Raw genomic sequence first — 19,669 nt, 5'->3', positions numbered from 1 at the left:
CTTCCGAGTATAAGCTTTTCGGCCCAACTATAGTCAGTCCACCTTTTCTTTATAAGTCATGACGAATCACCTGGATTCACAACCTATAGACCAACATCCACTCCTTGCGGAAGGAACTGGCATACAATACAGTATCCTGATAGCGGAGAGGAGGTTTCTCGTATGGGAGATAACCGTCACAACCGTCGTCATAAGCACAACCCCGTTGTGGTTTTCCTTAAGCCCGGTCAAAAGGCTATTGTCATCTGTAAAAGACATAAACGCCGCCGGCCCGTTTAAGCAGCTGATTCTATAGAAATAAGGTCAGACCCTCCGGGGTCTGACCTTATTTTCGTTCAACTGATTAAAATCCAAGTCCCGCACAATCAGCACGTCTCACAAAGAGCAGGACCTGACCATTTATTCATCCGGCGCCGCTCGACCACTTCAAAATGATAAATGGTATTGCGGGTCAGCACCCGGAAATCCTGACCGTCCCGGTCTATGGCTTGAACACGGGTTGTCTGAAAAGAGCGATAATCGTCTACCCGGCTGAGCAGCATCGAGCTTCCGACTTCCGTAGGTTTCATTTCCTGAAGCAGACTGCCGGTCAGTTGATCGTAACTGAAGGAAGTGTGCCGCTTAGGCGTCATTCCATCATTCTCGTAAATTTGCAGAAGCTTAAGATATCTCATCGTCGTCCCTCCTATCTGAAGGTATGCCGCGGTATTGGCTAGTTATTATTGCGTTTGTGAAAAAATAGGCAGCCTCACGGTAAAAGTTACCCCTTGGCCTGCTGCGCTGGCCGCAGAAACGCTCCCGTTGTGGGCTTCGACATACTGTTTTACGATTGCCAATCCGAATCCGAGGCCCGGCTGGGCGGCTGCGGCTGCGCCATCGTATGCTGTCCTATAAAAACGTTCAAATAGATGCGGTATTTCTTCACCCGGCAAGCCCGCCCCGTCATCCCGCACGGTTACAACCACTTCCAGATCATTGGCCGTAACGGATACAACGGTTTCCGAGCGGGCTTGACGGAGAGCATTCCCGAGCAGATGAATAAATACCTGCTCCAGCTTGTAGCGGTCGCCATAGACGCTCACCTCTCTGGAAGCTGTGTAGCGGAGATGGATTCCGGCTGCTTTGGCCTCTTGCGTATGCCGCTCAATAAGCGGGTCCAGAATGCTTCTGAGCGAGAACCACTGCTTCTCCATCTCCAGACGGCCCGCTTCTGCCAGCATGAGCTGCTGCATATCCGTGACGAGATACGACATTCGGCTCACTTCCTCGAACAGGATAGCTGCCTTATCCGTCGTTAACCGGGCTTCGTCTATGCAAGCCTGCTCAAGCTGTGACTTCAGCAGCGTGAGCGGCCGCCGGAGCTCTTGAGTCAGATCCGCAATCATGCGTGGGCGTACACTCTCCATTTGACGAAGTTTATCTTCGATCCCCTTCAGAAGAGCATCCGCTTCAGATGCTTTTGCTTCCCAATCCAAGGACCCGGTCTCTCTGCTCCGTCTAAATGGCTCTTCCCCGCCATTTCCTCTTGCCAGGATGGCAAGACGGAACGAGATTCGTTCGAGCAGCGACTGAATTCTTCTGTTTCCCCGTTTAAGGGATATACCGACAACCAATCCTACCAAGAGTGAGCCTGCGGCTGCCGCTGCCCAAAAAGGCGGTTCCGGGTGCAGGAATCCCGGCTCATCAATGCTATAGAAGCCGATTGTAACATCCCCGTTTTTTAACGGACGCACATTCAAGGGTTTCGAGACGTCTCCCGCAGCTGCACTTTGTGTACGAGCGTCAAACAAGAGTCTCTGCTCCGCATTATACAGGCGTAAGCCCGAATCATTCCCCGTCTGCTGCGGATCGGCATCATCCTTCAACCGCTTGATAACGGGGGACCAGCTTTTATCAACACCGTACATGGCGTTTAAATACGAATCCCAGAACAAATGGTTTCTACTATTCAGCTTCTGCTGCTCTGTCCATAGGAAAGCATACGCTTGTCCGAGAATCATGCAGCCGGTCAACAGTGCTAGTAGAGAGCCGATCCATACGGGTTTCCTGTGTGGGTTTATTGTCCTTCTCATCTCTACCTCCGCAAGCTAGTCCGCTCTTTTTATTGTATCACATCGGCTCTTTAAAAAGCTTCTTTTCTCCCCGGCAGGGGCGGATAGTTTTTGTTCCACTTCTTACAAGCCGGGAGGAGGGGATCATTGACTTTTTTTCACGCAGCACTTAATATTTAAATATATTTAAATACTCATTAGTAAAATATACCTTTTGACGAAGGGAGGAGCGACTCTTCATGACGGATAACGAAATGATTGTCAATCGTATTTTGAAGACAACCATGTCATTTTACCGGAAGATTGGTCCGCAAACGTCTCACTTCAAAGAAATGGGACTAACCCCGCCTCAATTTCATGTACTGAACTGGATTGCCGAAGAAGGACCCGGTAAAATTACTCAGCTGGCCGAAATGATGGAGGTCAAACCGAGCGCGATTACGGTCATGATTGACCGGATGGAAAATAATCAGCTCGTGACCCGGCATCATGATGAAACAGACCGGCGAGTGGTAATGGTCTCCATAACCGAGCATGGCCTCAAAATCCTCAAAGAAGCGCGGCAGCGGGCTACAGAGAGTATCAGGAACTATTACTTCCGTCTGGACCCGAGCGAGCTGGAAGTTCTTCTGGCTATTTATGAAAAGCTCGAGAATATTGCCGATAAGGCCGAAACCTCTCCGAAACCAGACTGATCGGTATGTATAAAGAAAAGCCGGGATCCTAAAGAAGGATATCGGCTTTTTGTGCTTGAAATTTGGAATAAGAAACGAAAACGTCAGAGCATCCTTTATAAAGATTCACTACTTTAGAACAGCCAGCTTTGCTGGATAAGGGCCCCAGTCTTCATAGGCGTCCCTCCGCGCGAATCAACCGCTCCCGGAGATGCCTGCAGATCTACCCGTTCAACTAACGCGGGATTAACATTGCGGACATTTCCGACCAGCGAAGAGACTGGATAAGCCTCCATTTCTTCAGCGGCATAGGCACGGAGGAGCGGAAGCAGGGCCTCCGGCTCCCGTACGTCGCGGCTCAGCCATAATCCTTCCTCCTCCGGGCGAAGAATAACCGGCATGCGGTCGTGGATATCCGCGACGAGACGGTTCGGAGTGGTTGTCAGCACCGTGCAGGTACTGATCTTCCGGCCCTCCGGGGATGTCCACGTATCGTACAGGCCTGCCATCGCAAACAATCCCCCGTGTTTCAGCGTAATCCGCAGCGGCTGCTTACCTCCTGCCGTACGCTTCCATTCGTAAAAGCCATCCGCGGGAATCAGACAGCGTCTGCGCCGCAGCGGAACGCGGTAGGCAGGCTTATCCGCAGCTGTCTCGGCACGCGCATTGATCATTTTGGAGCCGATCCCTTCGTCCTGGCTCCATTCGGGAATAAGCCCCCATTTCAGTTCACCGATACGGCGGCGGCTCCCATCATGAATAACGGCAAGCACCATCTGACCCGGAGCCACGTTATATTTGGGCAGGTGATATGGTATGTGAGAGCCGTCGAGGTCAAACCGGGTCATCAACTCCTCCAGCGTGACCGTTATCGTATATCTTCCGCACATCCGGGGAGCCTCCCTTCCGTTTCGTTTCTGTTTCTTTCCGTCAGGTTCCAGCACGGGTCAAAGTTTCTCTGTGCCGGCTCAGATGCAAACGCAGCTGTTGCTCCTTTCATTGTACAGGATCCCGCTATCCTCGCAACTGCCTTCTTGAGCAGATCTGTAGTGTGCGGCACCCATAGTCCTTCTCAAGAGTTCCCCCTTGTAGACAGCTGTTGAGCTATCTCTTCAATATATCTTTGGATCTTAATGGATATCTCCGACTTGACCACGTCCCGGACAATGGCAATATCATCTTCGTATCCCCGGCAAATAAACTTAACCCGCAGGTTCCCGTCTATTTTCTCATCCTCATAGACTTTAATCCCCTGCTCGCGAAGCAACTTCTTCGTTTCGGAAATATCCCGCACAATCCGGTCGATAAGGATATTGGCAACTACTAGATACAACTTCTTCAGGGTATTATCCATTACTTGGGTTTGGGTTTTACGCAGGCTCGTTTCCACGATCGTCAGCATAATCGGAAGAATGGCAAAGTTCTTTATAAGAACGAGTTCTTCCAGCGCAGCCATCTGCCTCTTTTGTTCGGGGTGCTCCTTTCTTCTTTGTATAAGAGCTTCACGGTGCTCAGGCAAAAGCATTCTACTGGATTCCCACAATCCATTTCCCGATAATTTTTTGCTGTTCACTTGTAATGCCCCCCAATTTTGTGCGACCGTTCTATCGCCTGACCTGATGCCTGGTAAGAGGAAGCCCTCAGAATCGAAGTCGTTCCAAACCGATTTTTGATTTCGTCTGTTGCATGCTCAAGTTTACGGGTCTTCTCCCTATTCCCGAAAAAAGTAAGCTGGTACACATTATCCGGCGTAAGATCCGATAAAGTGACGGATAGTTTACGCACAGGGTGCCCGTTCCAATGCTTATAAAATATACGCCGGACGCCTTCATAAACCTCGCGGGTCATGTTGGTAGGATCCGGCAGCGTAGCTTGGCGATGAAAGCCCGTGGGCAGGTCATAATCCGCCCCCATCGCTCCAGTATGTATCACGCTTCCTGCAAAGCCTTTGGATCTGCAGCGCCGGCACACTTCTTCGGCCAATTCAAGCAGGACAACATCAATCTCTTCTCTGCTCGTATAATCCCTCGGCAGCGTCATGCCATGGCCGATTGCCTTCTGGGATTGATCGAAGGTTCCCGGCGATACCGGTGAATCATCAAGACCGTGCGCAGTGCGCCAGTAAACTTCCGCCTGGATATCACTGTTCTTCCCCAAACGTACTTTCATTTTCCTCTTAAACTCGGGCAGAGGCAGCGTGGCAATATCTCCTATTGTATAAATGCCCATCCGTGCAAAATGCGCCGTCATCCGGCTGGCTACCCCGTACATCTTGTTCACCGGCTGGGGCCAAAGCAAGGTTGCGATCTCTGATTGGGGCAGGGTAAAAATGCCATCCTCGGATTTTTTGGCATAAATGTCTGTCGCCATCTTGGCCAGAATCTTCGTTTCGGAAATTCCTACTCTTGTACGTACGCCGGTAGATAGCAGCACCCGTTCCTGAATCTGTTTGGCAATCTGGACAGCCGTACCGAATATTCCCGTACTGTCTGTAATGTCAATGAATTGCTCGTCACAGCTGAACGGCTCTACCAGATTCGAAAACTTCTCATAAATCTCCGTAATCAACAAAGAACAGTTGATGTACGTTTGCATCCGCGGCTTTAGGACGACAACGTCCGGACATTTGGCTACAGCAGTCCCCACTGTCTCGGCCGTCGTAATCCCCCATGATTTGGCCATCGGGCAGGCCGCAAGCACAATTCCGGCTCTTCTCTCCGGGTCTCCCGCTACAATGACCGGATATTCCGCATATTCCGGATGCGCAGCCTTCTCCACGCTTGCATAGAATGACTGACAATCCGATAGCAATACCAAGCGTGACATAAAATCACTCCAATAAGAATGTATGTTCCCTTATCTATTATACTCATAATACCGAACATATATTCGTTAATCAAGCGGTTAATCCTGTAAAAAAATCGGCTTTTATTGCACAATTCCGGAATATGTAAATAAATTAGAAAAACACCGTCCGCCCTCATGCAGCATCTGCATAAAGGACAGCTGGCGTTAATATGTGGACTTCATCAAAAGAGGCTTGCAACCTTCTTTCTGTTTAACGGAACATCCCCCACAGTTTGAGCAGATGAAACGTATTGTTAGGGTCTATTTTCTGGGCAATAACGAAATCAATCAGTACGGCTGCCTGCCCTTGAGTAAGCGGCTCTCCCACGATCTTAGACAGTTGAGACACGAACGAAGCCACCTTCTGCCGATTCTGTAAATCGGATTTTGTGACGCCCTGCAGCAGCCCTTTAACCCGCTCTTTGACTTCCGGTTTTTTCATTTTCGTTTTGATCCGCTCCACCAGAGCCGGGTCTATTCCGTATTGCTGATAGCTCACTTCAACACCTCCCGATATCCCATCCGTGCTAGCATATGTGGGAACCTGCCTAATCGTGCCTGTCTCAATCCAATTTCTCTCTCACAAAAAAGAAACCGACCGGCCTGAGGCCGATCGGTATAGATTTAATCCATGACATCCCCATCAAAAATAAGCTCGCGCTGCAGGAAGTCCCGCAGCGGCATGTACTCCGCAGCCGTCCAGAATTCCGGCCGGGCTACCAGCTCGGCCGCATCGTCGCGGGCCAGCTCCATCGTTTCGAAATCGACCATCATATCGGCGATCCGAAAATCCGGCAAACCGCTCTGCTTGGTGCCGAAGAAGTCCCCCGGACCGCGAAGCTCCAAATCCCGGCGGGCGATTTCGAAGCCGTCTACCGTGTCTGTCATCGCCTGCATCCGCTCCTTGCCGACCTCTGTCTTCGGATCGGCAATCAGGACGCAGAAAGACTGATGCTCTCCGCGTCCCACTCGTCCGCGAAGCTGATGCAGCTGGGACAATCCGAACCGGTCCGCGTCGTAGATCACCATCAGCGTCGCATTCGGCACATCAACTCCGACCTCGATGACCGTAGTCGAGACAAGGGTATGGATTTCGCCGTCCTTGAACCGGCGCATCACATCCTCCTTCTCGGCAGCGCTCATCCGTCCGTGCAGCAAGCCTACCCGCAGATCGGGGAATGCTTGCTGCAGCTGGACGTGGACGTCAATGGCATTCTGCACGTCCAGCTTCTCGGATTCTTCGATAAGCGGACAAATCACGTACGCTTGTCTGCCTTCATCCGCTTCGCGGCGAATGAAACCAAGCACACGGTCGAACATCTCGTGACGAACCCAGTACGTCTTGATCGGCTTACGGCCTTTGGGCAGCTCACGGAGCGTCGAGACGTCCAGATCGCCGAAAGCCGTAATCGCAAGCGTCCGCGGAATCGGCGTCGCCGTCATCGTCAGCACATCGGGGTTCATCCCTTTGCGCCGCAGGATGCTGCGCTGATTGACTCCGAACCGGTGCTGCTCATCGGTAACGACAAGCCCCAGCTTGCGGAAATACACATCCTCCTGAATGAGGGCATGCGTGCCGACAATAATGTCGATCATCCCCATTTGGAGGGAGGCCAGAATTTCCCGCCGCTGCCGTGCGGTCGTGCTGCCTGTAAGCAGAGCCACCTGGAGACCGTAAGGCTCGAACATCGCTTTGAGCGAGCGGGAATGCTGTTCGGCCAGAATCTCCGTCGGCACCATCAGCGAGCCTTGGCAGCCGGCTGTCACGGTCGCATATAGCGCAGCTGCCGCAACAACTGTCTTGCCTGCGCCCACGTCACCTTGAAGCAGCCGGTTCATCGTGAAGGACTCCTGCATATCATGCAGAATCTCCGCGATAACCTTCTTCTGCGAAGGCGTCAGGGTGAACGGCAAGGCACGGACAAAAGCGCGGACCTTAGGCAGGTCCACTTCCTGGGCAAGCCCGCTCATACGCTCGCGGGTGATCGCGCGAAAAGCGTGCATTTTGAGCTGGAACAGGAACAGTTCCTCGTACACCATCCGTTTCCGCGCTTCGTTCCCGTCTTCCATCCCTTCGGGCCGGTGGATAATCTCCATGGCCTTTCTGCGTGGAAGCAACCTGTATTTGCGCAGAAACTCGGCAGGAATGATTTCACTTACCATCGCGCTGTATTGCACAAGTGCCTGAGCAGTAGCCTTGCGCATCCATTTCTGTGTAAGGGACCCGCCAATCGAATAAACCGGCTGCAATGTGCCGGTTTTGGTCGTTCCCTTATCCGGAAATTCGGAATCCGCCACCGTCATCTGATGACGGCGCTGATCCCATTTTCCAGTCAATACAATATCACGGTTAGGAATCAGCTGATCTTTGAGAAACTGCCGGTTAAACCACACGGCGGTAACAAAAAAGTGGTCAATGACCACTTTACAGCTGAGTCTATTTTTGCGGCCGAACCGCTGTAAGACGGGCTGGGACATGATTTTACCCTGCACCGTAATTTTTTCTCCGTCTTTGACAAGCGTCAAATCGCGGATGGAATAGTCTTCATAACGATACGGGTAGTATTCGAGCAGATCGGCAACGCGGGTAATGCCAAGCGCCTGCAATTCCTCGGCCTTCTGTCCGCCGATACCACGGACTTCTGTCACCGGTATAAGATTTAAATCCATGACTAGGCAGGGCTCACGAATGCAGCCACTGTACCCGGACCTGCATGTGCACCGATAACCGGGCCGATTGAGATGTACTGCATGCTTTTAACCGTAAAGTTCTGCTCAATCAGGCGATGAAGCTCTTCCGCCGCTTCCATATTGTTGGCATGTGCCACACTGACATGAAGAGCGCCGCTAGGTACGTCCCGGTGCAGCATATCAATGATGCGGGCCATTGCCTTCTTCTGCCCCCGCACCTTATCTACGGATGCAATTTCCCCTTCGGGGTCAACCGATAGAATAGGTTTAATATTGAGCAGAGAACCGATCAAAGCGGATGCCTTACCGATTCTCCCTCCCTTTTGCAGAAATTCAAGCGTATCTACTAAGAAATAAATAGCGAACGTTTCCCGCATGCTGCGTACGATCTTCGTACATTCTTCCACGCTCTTGCCTTCCCGGGCCGCTTCGGCTGCAGCAACCACGAGTGCTCCTATGCCGTAACAAGCCGACTTGGAATCAATCACTTCCACTCTGTCCGTTTCAAGCATGGATTTGGCAAGCAGCGCGGACTGGTACGTTCCGCTCATGGCCGAGGACAGGTGGATGGATATAATTTGAACCTCCGGGTCTTCCGCAAGCAGCTTTTCATAGAGAGTAAGGAACTCCGCCGGTGACGGCTGGGAAGTCGAAGGCATGCTTTTGGCGGCAACCAGCTTATGATAGAACTGGTCGGGCTGAAGCGTGACCGCATCCAAATACGTTTCTCCGTCGAGATGAATTTTGAGCGGAACCATTTCAATACCCAGCTTTTCACGTGTGGCTGCGGGAATATCTGATGTGCTGTCCGTTACAATGCGAACACGGCTCATATGCGTACCCCTCTCTTACTCTACGGAAAATATATAGGCATAAAGCGGCTGACCGCCCGGATGGAGCTCGATTTCAATCTCAGGATGACGCTCTTCAATGTACGCGGTAAGACGGGCTGTGTGTTCCTCATCCGCATCCTCACCCGTCAGAATTGTGACGATCTCTGCGTCTTCGCCGATCATATGATCAATGAGCTTGCAGCTCGCTTCAATCAGATCCTGCTCGGATACAACGATTTTCCCATCCTGAATGCCGATAAAATGCCCTTCCTTGATCTCAATGCCATCAATGGAAGTATCACGGACCGCAAATGTAACTTGTCCGGACCGGACATTCTGAATAGCTTCGTTCATGGTCTGTTCGTTCTCTTCGGCGCCCGCTTTCTCCTGGAAAGCAAGAATAGAAGCGAGCCCCTGCGGAATCGATTTCGTCGGTATGACGACGATCCGCTTGTCCTCTACAAGATCTTTGGCTTGTTTGGCAGCCATAATGATATTGGAGTTATTGGGGAGAATAAAGACCGTTTCCGCAGGAATCTGCCCGATCGCTTTGACAATGTCCTCGGTACTCGGATTCATCGTCTGGCCGCCGGATAAGACAACATCCACACCCACGCTCGTCAGAATCTCATTGATCCCTTGGCCGAGTGCGACTGCTACGAATCCGTAAGGCTTCAGCTCAACAGGCGCTTGAACAACGGAGCGTTCCGCCTCTGCCTCAGCTTCGCGCTCATAAACCTCAGCAGCCTCTTCGAGAATATGCGAATGCTGGTCCCGCATGTTCTCGATTTTGATGCGGGTCAGATCCCCATAGCCCATAGCCAGATTCATAACTTCGCCCGGATATTCCGCATGAATATGAACTTTCACCAGTTCGTCATCCGCTACAACGAGCAGGGAGTCCCCGTGATTGCCCAACTGGCTGCGGAAATTAATTTCATTGAAATCAAGGCCTTTTGTCTTGCCCGGCACTATTTTCAAAAGAAACTCGGTACAATAGCCGAATTCAATATCATCGGTAGACATGTGCAGTTGAGCAGGGCTCGTTCTGTCCATATGATGCGCTTCATGCGCAAGCTGTAAGGACTCGATGTTCTTGTCCTTGGTCAGCTGCTCCAGTACGGGGGCATCCCCCGCCATTAGCGATTCCGAATCTTCCAGTTCACCTTTGAGCGCCGTCACGAAACCTTCATAAATACAAACCAGCCCTTGACCGCCGGCATCAACAACACCGACCTGTTTAAGAACGGGAAGAAGGTCCGGGGTCTTGGACAGCGTCTCGTTAGCCTGCTTCAACACCTCTTCGACCAGTTCCGTTATATCCGAGGTGCGTCTTGCTATCTGCACGGCGTGCTTGGCGGCTTCTTTGGAGACCGTGAGAACGGTACCCTCTACAGGTTTGACAACCGCCTTGTAGGCCGTGTCGACCCCCTGCTGAAGCGCCGCCGCAAACTGCTGCATATCCACTTCTTCGAGATCGTGTGCATATTTAGCAAAGCCTCTGAATAATTGGGACAGAATAACGCCGGAGTTTCCTCTTGCGCCCATCAACAGTCCCTTTGACAACGCCTCAGCGGCTTTGCCGATATGCGAAGATGGCTTGCGTTTCAGTTCCTCAACGCCTGAAGTTAAAGTCAGGTTCATATTCGTTCCGGTATCACCGTCAGGAACCGGGAAAACGTTCAATCCGTTCACCCGTTCCACATTTCTGCGCAGGTTGTCAGCTCCAGCAAACACCATCTGCATAAAATCATTGCCGTTTATTGTGTTAAAGCGCTTACTCAATGGTATTCTCCTTCCTGATTAACGGGATACCCTAACCCCTTGAACGAATATATGAACCTCGTCAACATGGAGACCAACAACTTCATTCAGCACATACTTCACTTTGGTCTGAACGTTGTGGGCTACGACAGATATTTTAGTTCCGTAGCTTACAATAATGTATAAATCAATCTCTACGCGGTCCTGTTCTCGGCGAACCTCTACACCACGCCCCAGATTATCACGTCCGAGCAGCTCAGCAATACCGTCTTTAAGCTGTTTGCGCGAGGCCATCCCTACCAAGCCGTAGCAATCCAGCGCGGCAGAACCGGCAAGTACTGCGACAACTTCGTCGGTTACATGTATTTTCCCTAACTCATTCGTAACTTCGATTGGCATGGAAATACCAACTCCTTCAAAAAAGGTCAATAGGACTAATCCTCATTGTACTATAACCGATGAAATAAATAAATGACAAAAATGGCGTCTATTCGTTGACTATCTCTTTTTCGCTATGCTATTATGTTTAAGTGTGTTTATTGAATGCGGTAGAACGAACCCAAACCGATGCCCTGAATTTACAGGCGACGAGCCACATGTTTACAACAAGCTGCCTTGCTTGTACTAGGCTTATGCTTACCATGCTGGCGGTTTCGTATACTTATAAGGAGGTGTCATTCATGTCTCGCAAATGCTTTATCACTGGCAAATCCCCGAAGACCGGAAACCATGTTTCTCACGCAAACAACAAGAACAAGCGTACATGGGGCGTTAACGTACAAAAAGTACGCATCCTGGTGGACGGTAAACCAAAGCGCGTTTACGTTAGCACCCGTGCCCTGAAATCCGGCAAAGTGGAGCGCGTATAATCGATTGCTCATCAAAGACAAAAAGCACCTTGAGGGGTGCTTTTTTTCGTGCCTTCATAGAGCTGGAACGGAAGCTTCATATTAGTTCTTGCTGAAGGTGTTTAGTATCGCTTTGACAAATCCGCCCAGAAATTTCGGCAGTTTGACTGTGTAGAATTTCATCCTCTACCCCTCCTTCATGTTTGCCAGCAAGCCGTGTCTCATCATCATCTCTAGTATATTCGCACATGGGCAAAAACGTGCTTGGCCAAGAACGAATATGCTGCTCCGTTCCTTGCTGCATCGGCACCACTTTCTTCTTATAACCCGACAAAAAAAGGCTACAAGAATTCTTGAATTCTCGTAACCCAGTGTATGCTCCATATCGGAGTTATATGACGCTTCGGCGCATTCTTGCCGTCCCGGTCAAAAGAGAAGGCCTGCGTGAATCAGGCTTCAGAAGCTTCTCGGATTGCGCGTATGGCTTCGGCACGGTCGGGACGGCCAAACACCGCATTGCCCGCCACAGCCATCGTAGCGCCCGCCTCGTGGACCAGAGGAGCGGTCTCTGCATTAATGCCGCCGTCCACTTCGATCACAACATGATCCAGCCCCCGTTCACTCAGGCTGCTCCGCAGCGCACGGATTTTGGCGAGCATGCCCGGAATGAATACTTGACCGCCAAAACCCGGATTTACCGTCATAATCAACACCAGATCCAGGCTTTCCTCCAGGACGTGCTCGATCGCAGTCAAGGGAGTCGCCGGATTAAGTACAACCCCGGCCTTAACCCCCTGTTCCTTGATCTGGTGCAGCGTCCGGTGGAGGTGGGGACAGGTTTCTGCATGAACCGAGATATAATCGGCGCCCGCTTTTGCAAAATCCGCAATATAGCGCTCAGGCTTCTCGATCATGAGATGAACGTCCAAAGGCAAAGACGTATGGGGACGAATGGCCGATACGATAGGCGGTCCCAGCGTAATGTTGGGCACGAAATGCCCGTCCATCACATCAACATGTATCCAGTCTGCACCCGCTTGTTCTACCTCCCGTATTTCCTCACCCAATTTGGCAAAATCGGCAGATAGGATGGATGGAGCTATTCGCAGCATCTCAGTACCTCCTTTTCTTTTCTTTCATTTCATTCAGAAACAACAGATAATGCTCATAGCGCGTAAGAGCAATCTCCCCCCGCTCGCTTGCTTCGCGTACTTTGCAGTCCGGTTCATGGAGATGCACGCAGCCACGGAATTTGCATTTCTCGGCAAAAGGCTGGAACTCACGGAAACACGATCCGAGATACTCAGCCTCCAGTTCAACAAAATCCAGCTGGCTGAACCCCGGCGTATCCGCTACATACCCGCCTTTGACAAGAGGAATCAATTCGACATGGCGGGTGGTATGTTTGCCTCGTCCGAGTCTATGACTGATCTCGTTCGTCTGGAGATCCAGACCGGCGACGATAGCATTGAGCAGGGAGGACTTGCCCACGCCGGATTGACCGGCGAAGACACTGATTTTGCCGTTGAGGTACTCCGCGACCTGATCCACGCCTTCTGCCCGTCTTGAGCTGGTCAAGAGGACAGGGTAGCCGATGCGGCGGTACAAGCCGATCGCCTCCTGCAGCCATTGGGGCATAGATGCAAGCAGGGCCGCTTCGTCCTCCTTGCCCGCCGTTAAGGATTCATAAGAGTCATCCCCTGAATCCGCTTCGCTGCCGGTCTCGGCCGTTCCGTTTATAAGATCGGCCTTGGTCAGGCAGATGGCCGCTTCGAGTCCGGTATTCTCAATGTGCACGAGAAATTTATCCAAGAGCTGTAAGTTCAGTACCGGCTCCACTACCGAGAAAACGAGCATAGCCGTATCTACATTGGCAATCGGAGGCCGGATCATCTCGGAGGAACGTTTATCAATCTCCGTTACCGTACCTTCACCGTTCTCCGTCAATTCGAACTTCACGCTGTCACCGACTAAAGGAGAGATCCCCCTTTTTTTGAAAACCCCTCTTGCCCGGCACTGGACAAGATCATCCTGTCCCAGTTTGCTGCCGTCCGGCAGCACGTAATAATATCCGCTGAGCGCTTTGACGATCAATCCTTGAGGCATTAAATCTGTATCCCCCTTCAATTAGTCGTCATGGTCTTCCTTCTCTTTGTCCTTGTCCTTGTCTTTGTCCTTATTCTTATCTACCTTGTCCTTACCGCCGGATTCCGTTACAAGCTTCCCGGGCTGCTGCTGAGAAGTTGCGCTGCTGGACGGTGTGGGAGAAGGACTGCCGTTCTTTTGATTCAGGTAATCCTGATAAGTCTTTGTTGTAACGCTAACGATTTTGTCATCTTCCTTAACCGTTATTACGGCGTTTTTTTCGGGAGAGACAATGACCGTGACATCTACGGCCGATGCCTGGCTGATCGTTTCAGCCCGGTACTGCTCATTGTCTCTTTGGGCATCCGTAACGATGACCTTAAACGTAGAGGTTTTACCGGGAGCAGAAGGAACAAGCGGCAAGTTTACGACCATTTTACCGGCTTCCTGCGGCATACCGGAGCTGACGATCAAACCGATGGTTTGACCGATTGGCACATCATTATCCGCTTCGTACGGGAATTGTTTGATTACTTTGCCTTTGGCGACCTTGTAATTCGGCTCTTCCGTAATAGCACCGACCTTGAGTTTGCTTACACTGATCCGGCTGACCGCTTCCTCTTTGGAAAGGCCGACCAAGTTAGGCATTTTGATTGTTTCCTTGCCCTTACTGGCTACGAGCTTCACGGATATTGCCGCCGCATCAAACTCTTCATTTTCCTTCGGAGTCTGCTCTAAGACCGTGTTCGGCTCCGCCTTGTCGGAGAAATCGTAAGTGATCTTAATTTGCTCTTCTTTAAGCCCGAATCCCTGCATCAGCTGCGCCTTCGCATCTTCCGCATTGAGTCCCGTCAAAGCCGGCATTTTCTTAAGTTCAGGCCCCTTGCTTACTTTAAGCCGTACTTGGGACTGTTCTTTCAACTTAATACCGTCGCCCTTGGGGGTCTGGTCCGTCACCGTGCCTGCGGCTTTAGGGTCAAAGACCTCCTCCACCTCGTAAACGAGTTTGGCAGCCGTCAATTTGGCTTTGGCCTGCTCTAACGTACTGCCAATCACATCAGGCACCGGTACCTCGGCAATAACCGCTTTCTCTTGAATAAAATAGATGGCGGCCCCGAGAAGGACGGCGATAGCCAACAGAATTCCGATCCATATCCCTGCTTTTTTACTGTTTTTTTTCTTAGGCAACGGGTCCGCCCTGGAAGATGCTGCCGCTTTGGGGGCCTGCTGGCTTTCTTCCTCATCCTCTTCGTCATCAAAAACATGCACGCTCTGGTTAGGACGAATAGCGGGGATGACAATCGTATTCTCATCATCGTCATGATGAATGTCGTTATAAAAACTGATTTTAGGCTCATTGCGGCGATTCGGCTGCAAACAGGTTTCCAGATCCTCCGTCATCTGACGGGCTGACTGGTAGCGCTCCTCCGGCTTCTTCCGCACAGCCTTCAGAATGATATTCTCCACGCTCTGAGGAATGGTCGGATTAAGATTCCGAGGATCCTGTATATCTTCCTGCAGGTGCTTGAGCGCAACACTGATCGGGCTTTCTCCGTGAAACGGCAATTCTCCGGTAAGCATCTGATAGAGGACAATGCCAAGAGAATACAGGTCTGATTTCTCTCCCGTATTCGTCCCTTTCGCATGCTCCGGTGAAAAATAATGAACCGAGCCGACGACCGAACCGGTTTGTGTAATCGTCGAAGATGTCGCAGCTCTTGCGATTCCGAAATCCGTCACTTTCACGCGCCCGTTCTTGCCGATTAGAATATTGTGCGGTTTAATATCGCGATGAATAATTTCATTCTGGTGTGCGTGCTCCAGCGCATCCGAAATTTGAGCGCCATAGTGGACGGCTTCCTCAACAGGCAGCGGCGCCCGCTCTTTGATCAGCTCATTGAGCGTACTGCCTTCTACATATTCCATAACGATGTAATGAACATCGCCTTCCTGCCCTACGTCATAAATACTTACTACGTTCGGGTGAGACAAGGAAGCCGCCGCCTGCGCCTCCCGGCGGAATCTTCTTATAAATTCTTCGTCGTTCACATACTGCTGGCGGAGCATTTTGACGGCGACTTTGCGGTGCAGCAGAATATCGAGCCCTTTGTAAACAAGAGCCATTCCGCCACCGCCGATTCTTTCGAGAATTTCATAGCGGCCGCCAAGTTTGGTTCCGATCATGCCTGATCCCCCCCTGAAGCCGGCTCAGGTTCATTGGCTATAAGAATGAGCGTAATGTTATCGTCTCCGCCGGCGTCAAGAGCAGCCTGCAGCAGCCCCTGCGCCATCGTTTCCAGGTCCGGCCCCTGGCGGATAATCGACAGCATCGTCTGATCATCGATCATTCCGCTGAGTCCATCCGAACACAAAAGAATGATATCTCCTTCTTCCCACAGCAAATGCTGAATGTCCGGTTGTGCATCCGGTTCCGTACCCAGCGCCCTTGTAATTACATTGCGCCGAGGATGACGATCCGCTTCGTCCGGAGTCAATTGACCGTTCTTGAGCAGTTCATTGACAAGCGAATGATCCTCCGTCAAACGCAGGATGGAAGGTCCGCTGATTTTGTAGGCGCGGCTGTCTCCGATATGGCCGACAATGGCGATCTGCCGCGAAGCCAGCAGAACAACCGCAGTGGTACCCATCCCCTGCAAATCATCGCTTCCGGATGCATATTCGAACACCTTGCGGTTAGTCTGGCGGATAGCCTCTTGGACAGCCTCTTCGCACTCCTGTACGGACATCGCCGCACTCAGAGACTGAAGCTCTCCCAGGATCATATCGATCGTCATCTGGCTGGCGACGTCGCCAGCCTGATGGCCTCCCATCCCGTCAGCCACTATAGCCAGGGAAAAGCCGTCTATACCATGCTGAAAAACGGCCCGATCTTCATTAACCGACCGGACGCGTCCGATATCGGTTGCACTTACCATTCTCATCGGCAATCACCCCGTTACTTCGCTTCCATATGCTTTGCCCGCAGTTGACCGCAGGCTGCAGCAATGTCGCTGCCTTGTTCCCGGCGTATGGTCGCGTTGATTTTGTTGCGTTCCAGAATGCGCTGAAAGTTAAAAATATCGTCACGGGTCGTCCGTACATAATTACGTTCCTGCACATAATTGACCGGAATCAGGTTCACATGACACATAGGCATTTCTTTAAGCACCTGCGCCAGTTCCTCGGCGTGTTCCGCCTGGTCGTTTACATTGCCCATCAAAGCGTATTCGAACGTAATACGGCGGCCCGTCTTGGCCATATAGTACTTGCAGGATTCAATCAGGTCCTCGAACGGAAAACGTACGTTAACCGGCATCAGCTTCGTACGCAAAGCGTTATTCGGCGCATGAATGGAGATAGCCAGGTTAATCTGGGTGTCCTCATCCGCAAAACGATATATATTCGGGACGATCCCGCTCGTAGAAACCGTAATGTGGCGTTGACCGATGTTAAGGCCCTTCGGATGGATCATGATGTTCAAGAATTTCATCATCGCATCATAATTCTCGAACGGCTCGCCGATTCCCATAATGACAATGGAGCTTACGCGTTCGCCTTTAGCATCAAGCAGCTGCTGCGCTTTTACGATCTGGGCGACAATTTCGCCGGGACGCAGGTCGCGTTTGAGCCCGCCCAGTGTAGATGCACAGAACGTACAACCGACCCGGCAGCCTACCTGCGTAGTCACACATACGCTGTTCCCGTAACTGTGTTTCATAATGACCGTTTCGATCGCATTCTTATCCGCAAGCTCGAACAAGAACTTCACTGTTCCGTCTTTGGACTCATACTTAGCGATTTCCGACAAAGTCACGAAAGAAAAACTGGCTTTCAATTTCTCGCGCAGCGCTTTGGACAGATTCGTCATCTCCTCAAAGTCCGTGACACGTTTCACATACAGCCAATCAAAAATTTGTCCGGCCCGGAAAGCCGGCTCTTTATTATCCTCTGTCCACTGCTTCCAGTCTTCAAGACTATAGTCGTAAACAAAAGGTTTATCTACCTGTAAAGTTTTGTTTCTCATAGTTTCACACCTAACTTATATGCAAATGAAGATCCGAAATATATCCGAATCCTACCTATTTTATCATAAAAAAAAGCGGAACACACTATACATGCCCTTCTCCCCTAAGAAGGCTGGCTTGTCTCTGTAATAAAGATCACGTCTTTGCAGCGATGAACCGGGCCTGACCTGACAAAATACGACACTTCCAAACCGCCTGAGCTGGTTAGCCTGCGGCACGCTGCAGGCCAGCTCTATTCCCGGCACCCGTTATTCTTTTCTCAAACGGGCAATAAAAAAGCCGTCCGTACCATACTGGTCCGGTGTAATCCGGATCATGCCGGAGGATGCCTGTCCGCTCATCCCGGAATCCGGCCAATTTTCTGCGGGAATCGGATCGAGTTTGAATTCGGTGTGAGCCTTCAGAAACTGCTCGACCGCTGCTTCATTCTCTTCCCTTTCAATCGTGCAGGTGCTGTAAATGAGAATCCCGCCGGGCTTCAGCAGCCCGTGCACCGCTTCGAGAATACTCTTCTGGACACTGCGGATTTCCTTGATGTCCGATTCCTGCTTGCTCCACTTTAAGTCGGGTTTGCGGCGGATAACGCCGAACCCCGAGCAAGGGGCATCGAGCAGGATGCGGTCAAAAGACTCCGGAGCGAATTCCTCGCTCAGCTCTCTCGCATCCTTCACGAAAGTGCGGACCGACTCCAGGCCAAGACGCTCGGCCTGCTCGTCGATCAGCTTCTGCTTGTGAGGATGCAGATCGCAGGCCCAAACTTCGCCGGTGTCGCCCATCTTCTCGGCGATATGCGCCGTTTTGCCGCCGGGCGCGGCGCAGCAGTCCAGAACCTTCATGCCCGGCTTCGGTTCAAGCGCCTCCGCAACGAGCATGGAGCTCTCGTCCTGGACGGAATAGTCGCCCTTGGCGAAGCCTGCCGCAAGCGCCATGTTGCCGCCGGAGGAGACGACGATCCCGGACGGCGACAGAGCCGACAGCTGCGCGTCCAGTCCCTCTCCGCGCAGCCGCTCCAGCAGACCGGCGGCTTCGCCGCGCAGGACGTTCGCGCGTATGCTCACGTGAGGCGCCTCGTTGTTCGCGGCGCATATGCGTTCGCACGCATCCACTCCGTGCTGTGCGATCCAGCGGCGGACCAGCCACTCCGGATGAGAATACTGCAGCGCGATACGCTTAGTATCATCTAATCCATCCGGGAGAATGAGCTCTTCGCGCCGTCTAATCGCGCTGCGCAGTACGCCGTTCACCATACCCGAAATTCCCTGATGACCTTTGCGCTTGGCAATATTTACGGCCTCGCTCACAATCGCATGATCCGGGACTCTTTCGAGGTAGAGCAGCTGATAGAGACTCATTCTGAGCAAGCTCAACACCCATGGCTGGAGTTTACTGAGGCCTTTATCTCCCTTTGTTACCAGTTTCGCCAAATAATAATCAATTGTATTCCGTCTTTGAATAGTTCCGTATACGATCTCGGTTGCCAGGGCCGCATCTTGGCGAGGCAAATCGCTTTCCTTCAATATCTGATTCAATTTAAGATTGCTGTAAGCCCCCGCTTCCTCAACGTGAGTCAGTACTTTCAGTGCCGCATCGCGCGCCGTAGGCTTGAGTGCAGCGCGTCCGGAAGCAGAACCGCTCCCTCCTAAGCCCGGTTTCTTGGAAGCCGGTTTCCTGGCCCCTGCATGCCTGGAAGCAGGGTGAGCCGCTTTATTCGCAGCGTGACGGCTGTCTGCTTTGGATTTCTGGCCGTTCTCTGTGCTCTCCCGTTTCATAGGTTCAGCCACATCCTTTGCTGTATAGTAGTAGTTCATCTCATCTTAGATTTACCATCTATTTTTCACGGAAAAACGCAGG

At 51.6% G+C, this 19,669-nt stretch carries 19 protein-coding genes; 2 read left to right on the top strand and 17 right to left on the bottom strand.

What is annotated here, in order from left to right; all coding sequences use genetic code 11:
* Positions 1-365 precede the first annotated feature (365 nt).
* On the bottom strand, positions 366-674 hold the full coding sequence (locus tag AR333_RS07145; RefSeq protein WP_068774579.1) for a hypothetical protein: 309 nt from the start codon (positions 672-674) through the stop codon (positions 366-368).
* A gap of 45 nt (positions 675-719) precedes the next feature.
* Positions 720-2,072 (bottom strand): cell wall metabolism sensor histidine kinase WalK, encoded by a 1,353-nt coding sequence (locus AR333_RS07140; RefSeq protein ID WP_068774578.1) that lies wholly within the window; start codon positions 2,070-2,072, stop codon positions 720-722.
* A 218-nt stretch (positions 2,073-2,290) separates the two neighbouring features.
* On the opposite strand from AR333_RS07140, the gene AR333_RS07135 reads away from it, so the two are divergent.
* Positions 2,291-2,746, top strand: coding sequence for a MarR family winged helix-turn-helix transcriptional regulator (locus tag AR333_RS07135; RefSeq protein ID WP_068774577.1), 456 nt, complete (start codon positions 2,291-2,293; stop codon positions 2,744-2,746).
* A 113-nt stretch (positions 2,747-2,859) separates the two neighbouring features.
* On the opposite strand, the gene AR333_RS07130 is transcribed toward AR333_RS07135, so the two are convergent.
* The 8 genes from AR333_RS07130 to AR333_RS07095 all read right to left on the bottom strand — a co-directional run bounded on the left by AR333_RS07130 (position 2,860) and on the right by AR333_RS07095 (position 11,259).
* Positions 2,860-3,615, bottom strand: a complete 756-nt coding sequence (locus AR333_RS07130; RefSeq protein ID WP_084783523.1) for an SOS response-associated peptidase — start codon at positions 3,613-3,615, stop codon at positions 2,860-2,862.
* A 182-nt stretch (positions 3,616-3,797) separates the two neighbouring features.
* Positions 3,798-4,298, bottom strand: a complete 501-nt coding sequence (locus AR333_RS07125; protein WP_068774576.1) for a hypothetical protein — start codon at positions 4,296-4,298, stop codon at positions 3,798-3,800.
* On the bottom strand, positions 4,295-5,551 hold the full coding sequence (locus tag AR333_RS07120) for a DNA polymerase IV (RefSeq protein ID WP_068774575.1): 1,257 nt from the start codon (positions 5,549-5,551) through the stop codon (positions 4,295-4,297). Before AR333_RS07120 ends, AR333_RS07125 begins: the two co-directional genes overlap by 4 nt.
* Positions 5,552-5,783: 232 nt before the next feature.
* Positions 5,784-6,071: a stage VI sporulation protein F gene (locus AR333_RS07115; protein ID WP_068774574.1), complete on the bottom strand. Its 288-nt coding sequence runs from the start codon at positions 6,069-6,071 to the stop codon at positions 5,784-5,786.
* Positions 6,072-6,196: 125 nt separating this feature from the next.
* Positions 6,197-8,242, bottom strand: a complete 2,046-nt coding sequence (gene recG / locus AR333_RS07110; protein WP_068774573.1) for an ATP-dependent DNA helicase RecG — start codon at positions 8,240-8,242, stop codon at positions 6,197-6,199.
* A 2-nt stretch (positions 8,243-8,244) separates the two neighbouring features.
* Positions 8,245-9,096, bottom strand: a complete 852-nt coding sequence (locus AR333_RS07105) for a DegV family protein (RefSeq protein ID WP_068774572.1) — start codon at positions 9,094-9,096, stop codon at positions 8,245-8,247.
* Positions 9,097-9,111: 15 nt separating this feature from the next.
* Positions 9,112-10,881 (bottom strand): DAK2 domain-containing protein, encoded by a 1,770-nt coding sequence (locus AR333_RS07100; RefSeq protein ID WP_068774571.1) that lies wholly within the window; start codon positions 10,879-10,881, stop codon positions 9,112-9,114.
* An 18-nt stretch (positions 10,882-10,899) separates the two neighbouring features.
* Positions 10,900-11,259, bottom strand: a complete 360-nt coding sequence (locus AR333_RS07095) for an Asp23/Gls24 family envelope stress response protein (RefSeq protein WP_068774570.1) — start codon at positions 11,257-11,259, stop codon at positions 10,900-10,902.
* 281 nt (positions 11,260-11,540) lie between these two features.
* Between AR333_RS07095 and rpmB the strand changes: the two genes are divergently transcribed.
* Complete coding sequence (rpmB, locus tag AR333_RS07090; RefSeq protein ID WP_068774569.1) at positions 11,541-11,729, top strand: 50S ribosomal protein L28; 189 nt, start codon at positions 11,541-11,543, stop codon at positions 11,727-11,729.
* An 81-nt stretch (positions 11,730-11,810) separates the two neighbouring features.
* Here rpmB and spoVM read toward each other — a convergent pair whose 3' ends face one another.
* From spoVM to rsmB, 7 genes are all read right to left on the bottom strand, one after another.
* On the bottom strand, positions 11,811-11,891 hold the full coding sequence (gene spoVM, locus AR333_RS07085; protein WP_036658759.1) for a stage V sporulation protein SpoVM: 81 nt from the start codon (positions 11,889-11,891) through the stop codon (positions 11,811-11,813).
* Positions 11,892-12,157: 266 nt separating this feature from the next.
* Positions 12,158-12,820 (bottom strand): ribulose-phosphate 3-epimerase, encoded by a 663-nt coding sequence (gene rpe / locus AR333_RS07080; RefSeq protein ID WP_068774568.1) that lies wholly within the window; start codon positions 12,818-12,820, stop codon positions 12,158-12,160.
* Position 12,821: 1 nt separating this feature from the next.
* Positions 12,822-13,814: a ribosome small subunit-dependent GTPase A gene (gene rsgA / locus AR333_RS07075; RefSeq protein ID WP_068774567.1), complete on the bottom strand. Its 993-nt coding sequence runs from the start codon at positions 13,812-13,814 to the stop codon at positions 12,822-12,824.
* A 21-nt stretch (positions 13,815-13,835) separates the two neighbouring features.
* Positions 13,836-15,977, bottom strand: a complete 2,142-nt coding sequence (pknB, locus tag AR333_RS07070; RefSeq protein WP_068774566.1) for a Stk1 family PASTA domain-containing Ser/Thr kinase — start codon at positions 15,975-15,977, stop codon at positions 13,836-13,838.
* The gene (locus AR333_RS07065; RefSeq protein ID WP_068774565.1) at positions 15,974-16,735 is read right to left on the bottom strand and encodes a Stp1/IreP family PP2C-type Ser/Thr phosphatase; all 762 of its coding nucleotides are present in this window, start codon (positions 16,733-16,735) and stop codon (positions 15,974-15,976) included. The genes pknB and AR333_RS07065 overlap by 4 nt, the downstream gene beginning before the upstream one ends.
* Positions 16,736-16,749: 14 nt before the next feature.
* Positions 16,750-17,817, bottom strand: a complete 1,068-nt coding sequence (gene rlmN / locus AR333_RS07060) for a 23S rRNA (adenine(2503)-C(2))-methyltransferase RlmN (protein WP_068774564.1) — start codon at positions 17,815-17,817, stop codon at positions 16,750-16,752.
* Positions 17,818-18,066: 249 nt separating this feature from the next.
* Positions 18,067-19,587, bottom strand: coding sequence for a 16S rRNA (cytosine(967)-C(5))-methyltransferase RsmB (rsmB, locus tag AR333_RS07055; RefSeq protein ID WP_068774563.1), 1,521 nt, complete (start codon positions 19,585-19,587; stop codon positions 18,067-18,069).
* Between the last annotated feature and the right edge of the window lie 82 nt (positions 19,588-19,669).

Origin of the sequence: Paenibacillus sp. FJAT-26967, from assembly GCF_001541095.1 — a bacterium.
Taxonomy (GTDB): domain Bacteria; phylum Bacillota; class Bacilli; order Paenibacillales; family NBRC-103111; genus Paenibacillus_F.
Note: the sequence above shows the minus strand (reverse complement) of the source record. Positions and strands in the feature narration are given on the sequence as shown.